A 16,201-nucleotide genomic window follows, 5' to 3' on the forward strand; every position below is an offset into this window, starting at 1 on the left:
CAACATCACACAGGCCCTAGCTCAGACACCAGCCGCGAAGTAGGTCGTGGGTAGCGGGACGAGAGCCGCTGGCCGAGCCCACCGGCCTGGCGGCCCTCAAGGAGGAGCTCGCACGCCGCTGGGGCGTCCTGGACGTGCTGGACGTGCTGAAGAGCGCCGACTTCCTGACCGGTTTCACCGAGGAGTTTTCCTCGGTAGCCGCGTACGAGCGCATCGAGCGTGACGTCCTCCAGCGCCGCCTCCTGCTGGCCCTCTTCGCGCTGGGCACGAACATGGGCATCCGGGCGATCGTGGCGACCGGCGAGCATGGCGAGAGCGAGGCCGCACTGCGGCACTTCATCACCGTCGACAACCTGCGGGCCGCCGTCACCAGGCTGGTGAACTCCACCTTCGCCGCCCGCGACACCGCATGGTGGGGGCAAGGCACCGCGTGCGCGTCGGACTCGAAGAAGTTCGGGTCCTGGTCCTCGAACTTCATGACCGAGTACCACGCCCGCTACGGCGGCGACGGCGTGATGATCTACTGGCACGTCGAGCGGAACAACGCCTGCCGGCCGGCACCGCCGACCAATCGGTCGCCCGGACACACTTGTCGGGTTGACCGATCCGACGGGTGCGGACGCCGCACGCAGCCGTGTCGAGCAGAGTCGGACCGGGCGGCGAGAGGTCACACAGCTCGTCGCCCCGTTTCAGGGGGGCGGCAGGAGGAGCCAGGCCTCAGTCGGGCAGTCCCCAGAAGGAGCCGTGCAGGCCGACCTCGGCGAAGTAGGCGCTGGCGGCAGCAGGGTCGCGGCGGGTGTAGCCCGGGTCCAGGCGTCCGGTGTACCAGTCGCCGGCGAAGCGCCACAGGGTGCCCAGATCCATGACATAGCCGCGTTCCTGGCCCGTCTTCCGCAGCCAGGTGTCGACGCAGTCGGTGGAGCAGAACAGGCGCTGGTTGCCGCAGGTGTGCACGACGTCGTCCCAGGCCCGGTGCATGGGGGTGAGGAAATGGGCGACCTGATCGCCCTTCGGGGGTGCCTCCCGGCCGACCACCCAGGCGTGCGGGGTGTCGCAGGCCGGGCAGCGCGTGGCGACCAGGACGTCGGGCTCGTCCTTGAGCAGGTGGGGCATGGCGAACGAGTCCCAGGCGCAGCCGCCCCACCACAGGGTGTGTGTCCCCATGACGGAGAAGCCGAGCGGCACGGACGCGAAGGGGTGGGCCATCACGACCTGGTCGTCGTCCTGCGGGTCCAGGACCACGTCGTGGCTTGCGTGAAGGGCGCGCAGTTCCTGGCGCACCTGATCGGGGGCGACTCCGGTGAGTGCGGCGAGTTCCGGCACGCTCGGAGCGTGTCCGGTGCGGGCGAATCCGTGGTAGACGGCCAGGCGGACCCGCTCCGTGGCGTGAAGGCTCGTCGGTGCTGCTGAGGCGTTCTCGGTCATTCCCCTGGTTCCTTCGCTGGTCGAGGTGCTGGTGTCCAGCGTGCGCCGTGGAAGCGCGCGGGGGCTTGAACGCTCGTGCGGCACACTGGGGACATGACGTCTGCCGGGGAGCGCGCCGCCTACTGGCGGGTTCCCGGGCTTGCGCTGGAGGCCATGGACGCCCGCTTCGAGCGGTACGCGTATCCGATGCACGCCCACGACACGTACTCGTTCGGCGTCACCGACGACGGCGCGCAGTCGTTCGTGTGCAGGGGAGGGCGGCACGTCAGCGCGGCCGGGCTGGTCATGGCGTTCAATCCGGACGATCCCCACGACGGGCGGTCGGCGGTCCAGCACGGCTACCGCTACCGGATGCTGCACCTCGGCGAAGGTCTTGTCCGGGAGGTCCTCGCCGACGCGGCGCCCGGCGACGCCGGGCTGCCACTCTTCGACACTCCGGTGGTGGACGACCCGGCCCTCGCCCGAGCGGTGGCCCGCCTCCATACCGCGGTCGCCGAGAACGCATCCCGGCTGATCGTCGAGGAACGCCTCGCTGCCTCCGTGCTGGCTCTGACCCGCCGTGCCGCGACGCGGTCCGCGCCGGTTCCGGACCAGCGGGGCCGGGTGGACCTGGCCGCGATGGCACGGGCCCGCGATCTGCTGCGGCAGCGCTTCGCCGAGAACGTCGGCGCCGACGAGCTGGCCCGGGCGGCCGGGTGCAGCCGTTTCGCGCTCTACCGGGGCTTCCGCACGGCGTACGGCTTCGCACCCAGCGACTACCAGCGCGATCTGCGATTGCGCCGAGCCCGTGCGCTCCTGGCCGAGGGCACGGCGCCGGCGACGGTGGCCGCCGAGGCCGGCTTCGCGGACCAGGCCCACCTCACCCGATGGTTCACCCGCACCTACGGCGTCACCCCAGCCGCCTACCGCACGGCGCTCCACAGAGGAGGCCAGCGGCCGTGGCCAGGGCGTGTTTCATAGGTGGTCGCTCGTGAAACACCGCGCCGCCCGGCAGTCCCTCGACGCACAGCTCGACTCCCTCGCCGAGGCCGGGGTGACCCGGGTCTTCTCGGAGAAGATCTCCACCCGCGCCACCCGCCGGCCCGAGCTGGAGGCCGCCGTGAAGCTCGCCGGAGAGATCCGCTCCTCCGGCGTCGCCGTGACCCTCGTCGTCCACGAGCACAAGCGGCTCGGCCGCGGCATCGAACTCGCCATGCTCGCCGAAGAGCTCAAGGCCAGCAACGTCGGCCTGGAGTTCCTCACCGGGGAGTTGAAGGGCTCACACGACCCCTCCGGCATCGTGTTCACCGTGCTCGCGGCCATGTCCGGCATGGAGCGCGAGTACATCCGCGACCGCACCCTCGAAGGCCACGAGTCCGCCCGCAAGCGCGGCAAGACCATCGGCGGTGCGGGCGTCACCGACGGCTCCATACTGTCCATGGCCCTCCACCTCCGCGACCAGGACATGAGCCTGCGCGATATCGCCAAGCGGCTCGTCATCACCATCGGGGCGAAGAAGGGCCGGCACCCCTCACCCGCCACCGTCATGCGGATGCTCCGCGAACACGACGAGCAGGCCGCCACGGCGGCGAGCATGTGATCACCCCGCTACTTTGCGGCTGGTGTCCGAGCTGGGACACCGGGGCCACTTCCGGGAGTACCGTGGCGGCGCGCCACACCCCTCGGGCGGCCGGTCGGCGGCGGACTGCGGGCGGGTCAGTGCAGCCAGGGCTGGTAGTTCGGGTTGTCCACGCAGCCGGACTCGACCAGGGAGGCGGTGGCCCGGTCGACCGGGCAGGCCCGGCTGATGAAGTGCCGGTCCACGCCGCCGGGGAACGCGACCTCCACCTGGTCGGCGTACTGGTGCTGGTCGCCGATGGTCGCGTTGACGTCGATGCCGCCGGGGGCGTCGATGAAGTAGTCCCAGGGCACCTTCTTCCACTTCTTGTACAGCTCGGGGTCGTAGGTGGTGCTGACGAACGGCGAGGGCTGGTTCTGCAGGACGTAACTGGTGATGTCGTACTGGCCGTTGACGGTGTCCTTCGGCGCGAAGCCCTGCTCGAAGATGACGGACGGGTCGCGGCCGTCCGAGCGGAAGAGCGGGTGGCAGTTCTTGCGCCAGTGCGGTGTGGGGGTGATCCGGGGTACGTCCACCCGGCGGTCCACGGCGGCGTACAGCGGGTCCGGGCCCTCCGGGATGCTCTCGAAGGTGCTGGCGGGGAGGGTGACGGCGGGCCGGTCGGCGCAGTCGTCGGCGCGCAGTTCGGCTTCGTCGGCGAAGTCGATGCGCCGGCCGTCCAGGACGATGGCGACGGCTTCGGTGCCGAGTTCACGGACGATGACGCCGTCGCACTGGGGGCCGCTCCAGAGCGCCTCCCCGCTGGGGTCGAGACAGCGGAACGGGGCGGCGTCGGCCTGGGCAGCGGGGGCGGCGGCGGCCAGGCTCTCGGGGGTGAGCACGACGGCGCAGGCGAGGGCGACCGCGCCGGCGGCCGTGCGGATTCGAATGTTGATCACGGCCGTTACCCTGGCCGCCCGCTGCCCCGGGGGTACCGCAACTCACCCGATCGAGGGCGTGTCAGCGGCTTTGGTGGACGCCTTCAGGCGTCCCGGTCCGCGTGGATCGGGCGGGCGCGCTCCACGGCGGACCCGCCTCCCCACCGTCAGCCGACGACGACCGGCTCACCGGTCAACTCGACACCGGACCGGCCGAGTTCGGCGACGGCCCGGGCGGTGGTGTCGGCGGCGACGCCCGCGGTGTAGTCGAGCAGGACCCGGACGGCGAAGTCGGCCCGTACGCCGTCGAGCGCGGTGGCCTTCACGCAGTGGTCGGTGGCGATGCCGACCACGTCCACCTCGGTGACGTTCCGTGCGCGCAGCCAGTCCGCGAGGGCGGTCCCGTCCGAGGTGAAGCCCTCGAAACCGCTCTTGGAGGCGGAGTGCGCGCCCTTGTAGAAGACCTCGTCCACGATCGTCTCGGCCGTGGGCGCGAAGTCGGGGTGGAACTCGCCCCCTTCGGTGCCGACGACGCAGTGCACGGGGAAGGAGTCCTTGAAGTCCGGGTGGTCGGAGAAGTGGCCGCCCGGGTCGAGGTGGTGGTCGCGGGTGGCGACGACGTGCGTGTACTCGCGGCCGGCGGTGCGTTCGACGAGCTCGGCGATGGCGCGGGCCCGCCCGGCACCGCCTCCGACCGGAACGGCCCCACCCTCGCAGAAGTCCTTCTGCACATCGACGACGATCAGTGCACGCCCCACGGCACAGGCCTTTCTCACGGGAGTCTCGGTCCCCCACCCGTGCCCTGCCGGACGGCGGCCCGCGCCTCCCGTACGCGATGTTCACCCGGGCCGCGCAACCTCGGAGGGGCGGCTCCGCTCACCCGGACGGGAACCGGACCCGCTGTGGACCGGGCCGTCGGGGGCACCTGCGGGGATTCCGGGCGGATCGGCGCATTCATGGCCATCAGCAATCAGAAGTGGTCAACAGCGGTTCACTACGGGGCAGTTCCGACCTTTCGGTCATGGCCGCCGACCGCGCTCCGTACTGTTGTGAAGTGAGCGCGCCCCGGTCGCCTTCCGACCCGGTTTGATCGCTGACTGTTACTATCCGGTGACAATTCGCCCATGATCGATGGGCGGCCCAGGACGTCCCCACAGATGGCAGAGCCCGAATCGCGGCATCCACGCCTTCGGGCGAGCAACCACCTCCCCCGGAAAGGGGTACCCGTGATCGTCTCCAAGCGGAACCGCCTGCGCCTGGCCGCCGTGGCCACCCTCAGCACCCTCGCCCTCGGCCTGGCGGGCACCGCCCTGGCGGCCGGCCCCACCGCCACCGACCCCTCGCCCGCCGGGCCGTCCGTCACCGCGCCGCCCGCCACGCCCCAGCCCGCCACCCCGCAGGCGGCGGCCACGCAGGCCACCATCACCGCCAAGCCGTCGGTCACCACGGTCCAGGCGTGGGAACTGTTCCGGGTCACCGGCACGACCACCGGGCTCAAGGCGGGGAGCACGGTGACCCTGCAGCAGAAGCAGAACGGCGCGTGGGTCACCCTGCCCGCCTCGGTGCCCACGACCAGCAGCGGCGCCTACTCGCTCGGTGTGAAGCTCGGCATCACGGGCCTGAACGAGCTGCGCATCGTCAGCGGGGACGCCGCCTCCCCGGTCTTCACCGTCACCGTGCGCTGACACCGGTCACGGCCCTCTTCTCCGCGACTCGCGGCCCGGGACGGGCGGCACACCAGGAGCCACCCGCCCCGGGCCGGAAACGAACTGCGCCTGGCCCTCGGCCTGTTCGACGCACTCGGTACACCCATCCAGAGGACCTGCGACAGCGCGGCACCACCGCCTCCCGCTCGAGCGGCGTCCGCCTTGTACGGCCCGGGCATCCCCCGATACCGGGCCGTACGAGCACGCCAGGACCCGCACGGCACCGATCCGGCTACCCGGCCTCAGGGCCGGGCCGCCTCGGCACGCCGTGCGGGTCGGCGTCGTGGAGTGCGGGTCAGCGCACCGTGACGGTGAACACGGGCGAGGCGGTGCTGCCGCTGACGATGCGCAGCTCGTTCAGGCCCTTGATGCCGAGCTTCACGCCGAGCGAGTAGGAACCCTTGCTGTTGGTGTGGACGGAGGCGGGCAGGGTGACCCACGCGCCGTGCTGCTTCTGCTGGAGGGTCACCGTGCTTCCGGCCTTGAGGCCGGTGGTCGTGCCGGTGACCCGGAAGAGCTGCCACGCCTGGACGGAGGAGACCGACGGCTTGGCGGTGATGCCGGCCTGCGCGGCGGCCGACTGGGCGGCGGACACGGGCTGGACGGCCGGGGTGGCCGCCATGGCGGTGCCCGCCAGCCCGACGGTGAGCGCGCTGAGGGTGGCCACGGCGGCCAGGCGCAGGGAGTTCCGCTTGGAGATGATCACGGGTGCACTCCTTTCACAGGAGGGTTCGGCCCGAGGCCCGATCGATGCGATCGACGTGACTCGGGCTCTGTCACCTATAGGGACGCCCCGCTCGGCACGTCGGTTGTGGACGGAACGTCACTTCCTTGTAACAGCAGGCGAGTTCGCCATCAGGATCAGGGCAGACAGGCCGGATCACATGAGCTTCCGGCTGCCGCCCTCCTTGTTCAGAGCACCCACGTTGATCGGCTGGAGGATGACGGTGATCGCGCCGGCCGAGAAGTGCTGCACCGGGCCGCCGGTGTTCCGCCCATGGAAACTGTGCGGCAGCGCCTGCCCGTTGGTCGGGTCCGTGCCCGCCGTATACATGTCGACGATGCCCTCGTACCCTTGCCGGGCCTTGGCGTCGTTGCCGTCTGCGGCCTGCTCCACGGTGATCCGGTCGTCGCCGTCCTCGGCGACGACCGCCGCCACGTGGTAGGGCCACCCGCTGGTGTTGTCGGGGTGCTCGAAGTCCTCGTCCCACGCGGTCTCCACGATGGCGAACGCCTGGCCGGTGCCCGGCCGTTCCTCGCCGTTCGCGTTCGGGCCGCCGGGCCGGGCGTTCGCGTAGGCCGTCGCTCCCTGCGCGTTCTCCGCGTCGCCCAGGCCGAACTGGTGGCCGCCCAGGGCGAATTCGCTGGCGTCCTGCCCGAGGGCCAGCCGCTGCCGGTGCATGATCTCCTCGGCGGTGTGGGCACAGTCCGCGAGGAAGGACGTCTTCGGCTCGTACTCCGCGTACGTGCGTCCCGCGATCTGCCCGCTCTGCCCGGTGGCCTTGCAGTACCGGGGCGCCGGGGCGCCCTCCGCTACCCAGATGACGGTGGTGTCCGCCCCGGGATCGGCGGTCAGGAGGTAGAGGCCGTTCTGCGAGACCCGTGCGGGCCCCAACTCCTCGGTGGTGACCTGGGCGTAGCGCTGGACGGCCGTCGCGCCGGCGGCGGCGCGCGCCGTACCCCTGGCCGTGGTGTCCGCCTTCCGCTGGAGGGGGGCTTCTTCGAGGCCGTGGTCGCTCTGCTCGGGCATCCGGCTCATCACCCGGACCGCGTTGGCCTCGGCCTCGCGCTCGAAGCGGTCCCCGGGGTCGGAGACGCTCAGCCCGGACCCGTTGTCCGTACCGGCCACCGGACCCTGGCGCTGCTGGATGACGTGCGTCAACTCATGGGCGAGGGTGTGCTTGTCAGCGCCGCCGTCGCCGATGACGACATGGCTGCCGGAGGTGTAGGCGCGGGCGCCCACCTCGGCGGCGGAGTCGCGGGCCGCGGAGCCGGTGTGCAGACGGACGTCGGAGAAGTCGGCGCCGAAGCGGGATTCCATGTCCCGCCGCAGCGGTTCGTCCAGCGGCCTGCCCGGCATGCGCAGCACGTCGTGCACGGCGGAGCGCTGCACCGGCTCCTCCACGGGCGGCTGGTGGCCGCAGCCCGCGCCGTGCCGGTGCCCGTGCCCGCTCCGCTGGAGCATCCGGACGACGGCCGCGTTGCCGACGGTGCGCTGCAGCCCGAGGAGCTCGTCGGGCGCCTGGCTGCCCGGGGCCTCCCCGGACCGTGTGGCCGCGCTCCTGGGGGTGCGCTGCGGCTGCTTCTCGTCCTTCGTCGGCTCGTGCGCGTGCATGGAACTCCGCTCGTGTGGACGGCAGTTTCGTGGTGTTCCCCCTACATACCCGGTGCGGCGGTCGCGGGTAAGGGGCGCGAGGGCACGATGCACTGCCCGTACGGGCAACACGTCCGTCCCGACGAGCACCGACGGCCGAGCCCGACCCGGGCGAACCGTCAGCCGCGCGGCGGCAGCCGTCGGGTGATCCGGCCGAACAGGTCCTCCAGCGGCTCGCCGAGGTCCCGGCCGAACTCGGTCAGCCCGTAGGTGACCTGGGGCGGCGTCGTCGGCTCGACCTTCCGCCAGACCAGGCCGTCCTGGACCAGCGCGCGCAGGGTCTGGGCGAGCATCTTCTCGCTGATGCCCTGGATGCTCTCGCGCAGCTCGTAGAACCGGAGGTCGTTGGCCCGCAGGGAGATCAGCACCCAGATGCCCCACCTGCTGGTCACGTGGTCGACCATGTCGCGCGCGGGGCAGTCGGTGTGAAACACCTCATACCGCCGCCCGGTTTCGGCCTGCTTGTCCTGCGCACCTACCTCCATGTCCTGAGCTTACGTCAAGGTACGTCCTTACCAAGGGTTAGCCGCCGCTCCTAGCGTGAAGGCCACAGAGTCCATCGGGCAAAAGGAGCTGACCATGATCGTGGTGACCGGGGCTACCGGGAATGTGGGCCGACCGCTGACGCGGGCGCTGGCGAAGGCGGGCCTGCCGGTGACGGCGGTGTCGCGGCACGCGGCGCCCGTGCCGGACGGTGTCCGCCACGTGGCGGCCGACCTGGCCGATCCGGCCGGCCTCGCACCGGCGCTGGCCGGGGCGGAGGCGCTGTTCCTGCTGCTGTCCGGCGACCTGCACGCCGCCGGAGCCGGCCCGGCCGACATCATCGGCCGAGCCGCGGCCGGCGGGGTCCGCCGGATCGTCCTGCTCTCCTCCCAGGGCGTGGCGACCAGGCCCTTCGGCCCGACGCGGATCGCGATGCGCGCGGTGGAGGACGCGCTGCGGGACTCCGGACTGGACTGGAGCATCCTGCGGCCGGGCGGCTTCGCCTCCAACGCCCTGTGGTGGGCCGAGTCCGTCCGCGCGCACCGGGTCGTCGCCGCCCCCTTCGGCGACATCGGTGTGCCGATCGTCGACCCGGCGGACATCGCCGAGGTCGCGGCGGCCTGCCTGGTGGACGACCGGCACACCGGCGCCGTGTACGAGCTGACCGGTCCGGAGGTGATCACCCCGCGCCGGCAGGCGGAGGCCGTCGCCGCCGCGCTGGGCACGCCGGTGCGGTTCCACGACCTCACCCGCGAGGAGGCCGGGGCCGCCATGGCCCGGAGCATGCCGGTGGAGCTCGCCGAGGACACCCTGGACATCCTCGGCTCTCCGAACCCCGCCGAGCTGCGCGTCAGCCCGGACGTGCGGCGGGTCCTCGGCACCGCCCCGCGCAGCTTCGCCGACTGGGCCGCCCGGCACGCCGCCGCGTTCCGCTGAACCCGGTTTCGGCACCGCCGGAACGTCCAGGGCCTGTCGGTCCACTACCGTTACCGGATGCGGGACTTCACGACGCGTCCTCCTCCGGCACAGCGCACCGGACCGCGGCACCTCCACGCTGGGCTGGGAGGCCGGTGCGCTCGTTCTGCAGGTCCCACAGTTCCCTGAACCGGCCGCCCTCCTCGGCCACCAGCTCCGCGAACGTGCCCTCCTGGAGGACCTTTCCGTCCTCCAGGACGACGATCCGGTCGGCGACGGCCACGTTGGTGAGCCGGTGGGTGACCAGGACGACCGCCCGCTCCCGCGCGACCGCCCGCAGGTTCTGGAAGATCCTGTGCTCGGCGCGCGGGTCGAGGGCGGCGGTCGGCTCGTCCAGGACGAGCAGCCCGGCCTCGCGGTGGAACGCACGGGCGATGGCCAGCCGCTGCCACTGGCCGCCGGACAGCTCCTCGCCGCCCATCCACTCCACCGCGAGCAGGGTGGACAGGCCCCGGCGGAGCCGGGCGACGACGTCGGCCGCCCCGGAGGCGTCGGCGGCGCGCAGCACCGCCGCGTCGCCCTCGGCGGTGGGCTGGCCCAGGGTGATGTTCTCGCGGCAGGTCAGCGGCCAGCGGGCGTAGTCCTGGGGGACGACGGCGACCTGGCGCCACAGGGCGTGCGGGTCGAGGTCGCGGGTGTCGGCCGCGTCCCAGCGCACCGCTCCGGCGTCGGGCAGGTAGAGCCCTGCCAGGAGCTTGGAGAGGGTGGTCTTGCCGGAGCCGTTCTCCCCCACCAGGGCCAGGATCTCGCCGCGTTCGACGTGCAGGTTCACCCCGTCCAGCGCCTTGCGGTCGGAGGCGGGGTAGGCGTAGTCGAGGTTCTCCACCGCGATCCGGCGCGGGGCCTCGGGCGTCCCGGTGCCGCGCTTGGGCCGGTGGCCGCCGGCGGTGTCGAGGAAGCTCGACCAGTCGTCCAGGTACATGCCGGTGCGGAAGAGGTCCGCGCCGTAGCCGACGATGCCGCGCAGGCTGGTACTGACAGCGGTCAGGGCGAACACCGCCGCTCCGCCGCGCGGCAGGCTCATCCGGCCGGTGCTGACCAGCCACAGCATCGCCGCCCACACCACCGCGGTGCCGAGGCCGGAGGCGGCGGCCCCGATCACCGACACCCGGGCGCTCTGCATCGCCGCGCGGCGCGACGTGGCGTCCAGCCGCCGGCCGACCTGGTCGTACTTGACGAGCAGGAACTCGCCCATGGTGTCGGAGCGGACCTGGTCGGCGTTGCGCTTGAGGTGGATGTACCAGCGCAGGTTCGCCATGATCCGGCGGTCGCCGACGGCCGCCCGGTTCGCCAGGAACTGCACCCGGGCGGCGTGCACCGACGCGATGCCCTGGGGCAGCGCCGCCAGCACCAGCAGCGGCAGGAGGGCGGGGTGGAGCACGGTCAGCACGCCGGCCGCGCCGAGGAGCGAGGCGAGGGAGGCGAGCAGGTTCTGCGCCTCTCCGACGATGTCCACGCAGACCTCGGCGCCGCGGTCGGCGGCCTCCAGTTCGTCGTTGTAGCCGGCGTGGTCGTAGGCGGTCAGTTCGGCCGCCACGGTGGCGCGCAGCACCGCGGCCTCCGCCTCCCGGGAGATGCGGGGCGACAGGTGGATGGTGATGGTCCGGATCGTGATGCCCAGCAGGGAGCGGGCGCCGGCCGCCGCCGCGATGACCAGGATCGACGGCGCCGCGCGGGTGAGCTTGTCGCCGACCTGCCCCGGGCCGAACAGGGCCGAGATGGTGCCGGTGGTCGCGAGCAGGCCGGCCGCGCCGAGCACCGCGGAGACGGCCTGGCAGGTCAGGAGCAGCGCGACGGAGGTGCGGTCGATGCGCCAGCCGAGGCGGAAGGCGCGGACGACGAGCGCGGGCAGGCGGCGGGCCATCGCGCTGACGCTGATCGCCTCGATCGCCTCGATGCGGCGTCCGTCGGCGAGCCACTGCAGTTCCTCGTCGGCGGCCTCGGCCGACGCCGTCGTGGTGCTCAAGCGTTCGCCTCCTCGAGCGGGGCGGGGGCCAGCGGCAGGCGGGCCGCCAGGGCCCCGGGGACGGGTGGGACGTGGATCGACGGGGCGGGGGAACAGGCCACAGATCCTCCAGGAGCGGAGCGGTGCGCGGACGTGCGGACTCACCGGTCCCGGCCGACAGGAAAGCTCAAGTGGCCTTTCCTCAGGCCGAGTTGACCGGTCCGACGGAGTCGTTACGGGCGGCTGGGCGTCCGATGATGGTGCTGTTCGAGCGCGGCGTTCAAGTGGATTCGCCTCCGGGCGAGCCCGGGTCGAACGGGGACTTTTCGAGCACGTTCCGGGCATGGTTCAGCGCACATGCCAAGCGGACGGGCGGCGGACGGGCGTCGCCGGATTCACCCGTTCGGCTGGTCTGCCGCCCGAGGGGATGCCGCGCCGCCAGGCTCCTGAGGCGGGTGGGGCGGCAGGAGTTGAGTACGGATACTCATGTCCCGGGCCAACTGGATCGGGCACGATGCTCACCGTCAGTGAGCTTGTGCGGAAGGGTTCTTGTGTCCATGGTCCGAAACAACGTCAGGATTCCCCTCGTGGTCGGCGCGGCCGCGATGGCCGCGGCCGTCGTCGCCGGGTGCTCCTCCGACCCCGGAGCGGGGTCGGGAACCGGCCCGGGAGCCGTCCCCGACAAACCGTCCGCGACCTCGGGCGGCGCCGGCTCCCCGGGTGCCGCCCCGACGTCCACGCCGACGCTCCAGGCGTCCGGCGCCCCGGCGTTCGGCTCGCCCAGCAGTACGCCGACCGGCCCGCCGATCCCCACCGGAGCCGCCCTGCGCGAGCTGCTGCCGACCGCCGCCACGCTGCCCGCCGGGTGGCGGATCGAGGGCAACGGCAGCGAGAACGACTCCGGCACCTACGTCCTGGAGGAGCCGGCCAAGCCGGTCCTGCCCCAGGAGCCGTGCACCCAGATGCGCCTCGCCGGAAGCGTCCTCTCCCTGGACTACAGGGCCTCGGGCGCGACGAACGAGGTCTACGACGGCGAGAACAGGGTCGAGGTCTACCTGGGCGCCTACCACGCCGGCGACGCGGCCAAGCTGCTCGGCGAGATCCGGGCGTACGCGGACCGCTGCAAGTCCTTCACCGGCAAGGGGATCGACGGGAAGGCGATTCCGCTGACCGTGACGCTGCAGCCGGTGCCGGGGCTCGGCGACGAGGCCGTCGACGTCAGGAAGGTGCCCCAAGGCCCGTACCACAGCGAGGAGATCGTGGTGACGCGGCTCGGCGACCGGCTGCTGTTCCTCAGCGGCGACAACATCCTCGGCCGGCTGCCCAACCTCATGCAGCTGGCGATGCCGCTGTCGAAGACGGCCAGGTGAGCGTCGGATGAGCGCCGGGTAGTCGGCCCGCCCGCCCGGGACGACGAGCCCCCGGGGCGGTGGCGCCGGCGGCGACCTCGGCGTCACCGCCCGCGGCGGAGCGCGAGCCCGGACAGGCGCGCCCGCCGCGGCTCAGGGCAGCCGGGAGTACGGGGGCCGGGCGTCGTCCGGAGCCCCGTGGTCGCTGGAGACCAGCAGGAGCACCGTGGCGCGCCGGGCCCCCAGCGAGCGCAGCCGGTGGGGCGTGGTGGCCTTGAGGTAGACGCAGTCGCCCGGGTCGAGCGTGATCGCGCGCGACGGGAGGACCAGTTCGACCCGTCCCTCGTGGACGAAGACGAACTCCTCGCCGGGGTGGTCCCGGAACGGGGCGGGGCCGTCGTCGAGCGGCGGGTAGAGCATGAACGGGGTCATGCCCTTGGCGCCGGCGTCGAGCGCCATCCCCTCGTAGCGGGTGCCGGGCTCGTCCGGGGCGGTCAGGGCCTGGCGCTCCGCGGCCCGGGTGACGGTGACCTCGCTCAGCTCCTCGGCCTCGGCGAAGAGGCTGTCCAGGGGGACTTCGAGGGCCTTGGCGAGGGAGGCGCACACGGCGATCGAGGGAACGCTCTGGCCGCGTTCGACCTTCGACAGGTAGCTCTTGGTGACGCCGGACCGCTCGGCCAGCGCCTCCAGGGTCATCAGCCGTTCCTTGCGCAGCTGCCGCACCCGGTTGATCACTAGTTCTTCCTCTCCCGTGCCATCCACCTCCGATGACACACCGTGTCCTCTGGCGGGCCATGCTACGCCGCGGCGCCGCCGGTGCGCCCGGGAGGCCCCGCCCGCCGGCCGTCGCCCCGCCCACCCTCGCGACCCGTGCCGCCCTCCCCGCCCCTGTCGCCCTTGCCGCCCTTGTCGCAGGAAACCTTGTGTCCTATGGTAAACAATGTTTCCTCCGGAGCCACGGCTCCGGACACAGGCCTGGCCGCCGGGGCGAGGCCGGAGAACCGGAGCACACACATGGCGAACACCCTGCGGGACTCGAAGGACGTCCTCGTCGACCGCGCCGCGCGGCAGATGGACCGGCACTTCGGGGACTCGACACTGACCACGCGCCAGAAGCTGGCGCTCACCTGCCGGATCGCGTACGACGGCGGCCACGACTCGGGGCTCGCCGGGCAGATCAGCTCCCGCGGGCGCGAGCCGGGCACCTACTACACCCAGCGCCTGGGCCTGGGCTTCGACGAGATCACCGAGGACAACCTGCTCCTGGTGAACGAGGACCTGGAGGTCCTGGAGGGCACGGGCATGCCCAACCCCGCCAACCGCTTCCACTCCTGGATCTACCGGGCGCGCCCGGACGTCAACTGCGTCATCCACACCCACCCGCTGCACACCGCCGCACTGGCCATGCTCGAAGTCCCGCTGGTGGTCTCCCACATGGACACCACACCGCTGTACGACGACTGCGCCTTCCTCAAGGACTGGCCGGGCGTGCCGGTCGGCAACGAGGAGGGCGAGATCATCACCGCCGCCCTCGGCGACAAGCGGGCCGTCCTGCTGGCCCACCACGGCCAGCTGGTGACCGGCTCCACGATCGAGGAGGCGTGCACCCTGGCGCTGCTCATCGAGCGGGCCGCCCGCCTGCAACTGCTGGCGATGTCGGCGGGGACCATCCAGCCCCTGGACCCGGCGCTCGCCCGCGAGGCCCACGACTGGACCTCCACCGACCGGCGCAGCCGGGCGAACTTCGCGTACTACGCGCGCAAGGCACTGCGCACTCACCCCGACTGCGTCAACGGACAGGTGGACCTCTGATGGCCAATCCGCCCCTGCAGGGCATCATCTCCTACCCGGTCACCCCCTTCGACGCCGCCACCGGCGAGGTCGACCTGGCCGCACTGCGCGGGCTCACCGGCGACCTGGTCGCCGCCGGCAGCCACGCCGTCGCCCCGCTGGGCAGCACCGGCGAGAGCGCCTACCTGACCGGGAAGGAGTGGGACGCGGTCTGCGAGACCACCCTGGACGCGGTGGCCGGGCGGGTGCCCACCCTCGTCGGCGTCTCCCACTGGAGCACCGAGGGCACCGTCCGCCGCGCCCGGGTGGCCGCCCGCCACGGCGCCACCGCGATCATGGTGGTGCCCCAGGTGTACTGGAAGCTGACCGAGGACGAACTCGCCCGGCACTACGACGAGGTGGCCCGCGCCACCGACCTGCCGATGATGCTCTACAACAACCCCGGCACCAGCGGCGTGGACCTGCGTCCGGAGACGGTGGTCGCGCTCGCCCGGAAGATCCCCAACCTCACCATGGTCAAGGAGAGTTCGGGCGAGGTGTCCCGCTTCCGCGCCATCCGGGAGCTGTCCGACGGAGAGCTGTCCGTCTACAACGGCAGCAACCCGCTCGCCCTGGACGCCTTCCGCGCCGGAGCCGCCGGCTGGTGCACGGCCGCCCCCTGCCTCGTCCCGCAGCCGGTGCTGGAGCTCCACGCCGCGGCCGTCGGCGGACAGCAGGAGCGCGCGGACGCGCTGTTGCGGGAGCTGCTGCCCTTCCTGCGGTTCATCGTCCGGCACGGCCTCCCCCGGACCGTCAAGGCGGGCCTGGAGATCCGGAACCGCCCCGCCGGGCCGCCCCGGCCGCCGCTGCTGCCGCTGCCCCCGGAGGAGACGGCGCAGCTGCGGGAGCTGCTCACCGGCCTCCTCCCGCCCTCCGCCGCCTGACGGTGCCCGCCCCCACCGGCTCCCCTGTACGAGGACACCCGTCCCCGCACAGGGGAGCCGGCACCACCAGGGCCTACTGGTCGAGCCGGACGGTGGCGACGGTGTCCCAGCAGATCCGCCACCCCGGCAGGTCCGTACCGGGCACCGGGACGCGCCGCCAGAACACCTCGTTGACGATGATCCGGTTCACGGTGAACGGGGCGTGGCCGGGCCGGACCCGGTGGATGGCCTGCGCCAGCTCGTCGCTGTCGGTGTCGGCGGCCGCGTAGGCGGCGGTGGTGTGGAGCACGCCGAGCGGGTACGCGGTGGAGTCGGGGCCGAAGACCCGGTGGACGGCGCCGCGGACGCGGTGCTGGAGGGCGGCGAGGTCGCCGTCGGGGTGGAGGTCGAGGCGGACGCCGGTGCGGTAGGCGAGCGGCGAGCCGGCCTGGAGGGCGATCGGCCCGCTCCCGGCCACCGCGGCCCGCAGCCGGTCGGCGAGGTCACGGCGTTCGGCGTCGGTGACGGCGTCCGCCGGGGCGGAGGTGAGCATGTCGAGGGTGATGTGCGTCCGCTCGTCCGGCACCGGCAGGACGGGAAAGCCGGCCAGGGCCTCGCGCAGGCCGGCGAGGAGCGTGTGCAGGGCCGAGCCCGCCGGCAGGTCGGGCAGGGCGTACACCTGGAGGGCGCGCAGGCCGTCCGGCCAGGGCCGCTGTCCGAAGGTCGGGTGGAACGCTTTCACGTCGCCTCCTGCTGATCGGGGTCGGTGGCGGCCC

Annotated in this window: 16 protein-coding genes and 1 pseudogene; 8 read left to right on the forward strand and 9 right to left on the reverse strand. The window is 72.7% G+C overall.

The features are described from left to right. Positions 1-143: 143 nt before the first annotated feature. Positions 144-539 (forward strand): annotated as a pseudogene (locus AMK13_RS15230) (Tn3 family transposase); the annotation flags it as partial. A gap of 178 nt (positions 540-717) precedes the next feature. Here the strand turns inward: AMK13_RS15230 and merB are convergent. Further along, a complete protein-coding gene (merB, locus tag AMK13_RS15235) occupies positions 718-1,425 on the reverse strand; it encodes an organomercurial lyase (protein WP_074002655.1) in 708 nt (235 codons plus the stop codon). 153 nt (positions 1,426-1,578) lie between these two features. Between merB and AMK13_RS15240 the strand changes: the two genes are divergently transcribed. Both AMK13_RS15240 and AMK13_RS15245 read left to right on the forward strand, forming a co-directional pair. Next, complete coding sequence (locus AMK13_RS15240; RefSeq protein WP_241852895.1) at positions 1,579-2,385, forward strand: AraC family transcriptional regulator; 807 nt, start codon at positions 1,579-1,581, stop codon at positions 2,383-2,385. A 10-nt stretch (positions 2,386-2,395) separates the two neighbouring features. Next, positions 2,396-3,004 carry a recombinase family protein gene (locus AMK13_RS15245; RefSeq protein WP_241852896.1) on the forward strand — a complete coding sequence of 203 codons (609 nt, stop codon included), beginning with the start codon at positions 2,396-2,398 and terminating at the stop codon, positions 3,002-3,004. Positions 3,005-3,120: 116 nt separating this feature from the next. Here the strand turns inward: AMK13_RS15245 and AMK13_RS46290 are convergent, their stop codons facing one another. Continuing rightward, positions 3,121-3,690: an ADP-ribosyltransferase gene (locus AMK13_RS46290; RefSeq protein ID WP_443333952.1), complete on the reverse strand. Its 570-nt coding sequence runs from the start codon at positions 3,688-3,690 to the stop codon at positions 3,121-3,123. A gap of 377 nt (positions 3,691-4,067) precedes the next feature. Then, positions 4,068-4,658, reverse strand: coding sequence for an isochorismatase family protein (locus AMK13_RS15255; protein WP_049649126.1), 591 nt, complete (start codon positions 4,656-4,658; stop codon positions 4,068-4,070). Positions 4,659-5,126: 468 nt separating this feature from the next. Between AMK13_RS15255 and AMK13_RS15260 the strand changes: the two genes are divergently transcribed. Then, positions 5,127-5,585, forward strand: a complete 459-nt coding sequence (locus AMK13_RS15260) for a hypothetical protein (protein ID WP_074002657.1) — start codon at positions 5,127-5,129, stop codon at positions 5,583-5,585. A 316-nt stretch (positions 5,586-5,901) separates the two neighbouring features. On the opposite strand, the gene AMK13_RS15265 is transcribed toward AMK13_RS15260, so the two are convergent. The 3 genes from AMK13_RS15265 to AMK13_RS15275 all read right to left on the reverse strand — a co-directional run bounded on the left by AMK13_RS15265 (position 5,902) and on the right by AMK13_RS15275 (position 8,465). Beyond that, complete coding sequence (locus tag AMK13_RS15265) at positions 5,902-6,312, reverse strand: hypothetical protein (protein ID WP_074002658.1); 411 nt, start codon at positions 6,310-6,312, stop codon at positions 5,902-5,904. Positions 6,313-6,486: 174 nt separating this feature from the next. Further along, entirely contained in the window at positions 6,487-7,941 is a 1,455-nt protein-coding gene (locus tag AMK13_RS15270) for an eCIS core domain-containing protein (RefSeq protein ID WP_074002659.1), read from the reverse strand. A 158-nt stretch (positions 7,942-8,099) separates the two neighbouring features. Further along, positions 8,100-8,465, reverse strand: coding sequence for a winged helix-turn-helix transcriptional regulator (locus AMK13_RS15275; protein ID WP_049649118.1), 366 nt, complete (start codon positions 8,463-8,465; stop codon positions 8,100-8,102). A gap of 94 nt (positions 8,466-8,559) precedes the next feature. Between AMK13_RS15275 and AMK13_RS15280 the strand changes: the two genes are divergently transcribed. Then, positions 8,560-9,399: an SDR family oxidoreductase gene (locus AMK13_RS15280; protein ID WP_074002660.1), complete on the forward strand. Its 840-nt coding sequence runs from the start codon at positions 8,560-8,562 to the stop codon at positions 9,397-9,399. Positions 9,400-9,466: 67 nt separating this feature from the next. On the opposite strand, the gene AMK13_RS15285 is transcribed toward AMK13_RS15280, so the two are convergent. Beyond that, a complete protein-coding gene (locus AMK13_RS15285; RefSeq protein WP_074002661.1) occupies positions 9,467-11,404 on the reverse strand; it encodes an ABC transporter ATP-binding protein in 1,938 nt (645 codons plus the stop codon). Positions 11,405-11,940: 536 nt separating this feature from the next. Between AMK13_RS15285 and AMK13_RS15290 the strand changes: the two genes are divergently transcribed. Further along, positions 11,941-12,753, forward strand: a complete 813-nt coding sequence (locus AMK13_RS15290; protein ID WP_143204543.1) for a hypothetical protein — start codon at positions 11,941-11,943, stop codon at positions 12,751-12,753. 132 nt (positions 12,754-12,885) lie between these two features. Here the strand turns inward: AMK13_RS15290 and AMK13_RS15295 are convergent, their stop codons facing one another. Then, entirely contained in the window at positions 12,886-13,467 is a 582-nt protein-coding gene (locus AMK13_RS15295; protein ID WP_074002663.1) for a helix-turn-helix domain-containing protein, read from the reverse strand. A gap of 279 nt (positions 13,468-13,746) precedes the next feature. On the opposite strand from AMK13_RS15295, the gene AMK13_RS15300 reads away from it, so the two are divergent. After that, positions 13,747-14,544, forward strand: coding sequence for an aldolase (locus AMK13_RS15300; RefSeq protein WP_074002664.1), 798 nt, complete (start codon positions 13,747-13,749; stop codon positions 14,542-14,544). Then, positions 14,544-15,446: a dihydrodipicolinate synthase family protein gene (locus AMK13_RS15305; RefSeq protein ID WP_074002665.1), complete on the forward strand. Its 903-nt coding sequence runs from the start codon at positions 14,544-14,546 to the stop codon at positions 15,444-15,446. The genes AMK13_RS15300 and AMK13_RS15305 overlap by 1 nt, the downstream gene beginning before the upstream one ends. Positions 15,447-15,519: 73 nt before the next feature. Here AMK13_RS15305 and AMK13_RS15310 read toward each other — a convergent pair whose 3' ends face one another. After that, positions 15,520-16,167, reverse strand: a complete 648-nt coding sequence (locus tag AMK13_RS15310) for a 2'-5' RNA ligase family protein (RefSeq protein WP_074002666.1) — start codon at positions 16,165-16,167, stop codon at positions 15,520-15,522. Positions 16,168-16,201 lie beyond the last annotated feature (34 nt).

Source organism: Streptomyces sp. CB02056 (genome assembly GCF_001905545.1).
Lineage (GTDB): Bacteria > Actinomycetota > Actinomycetes > Streptomycetales > Streptomycetaceae > Kitasatospora.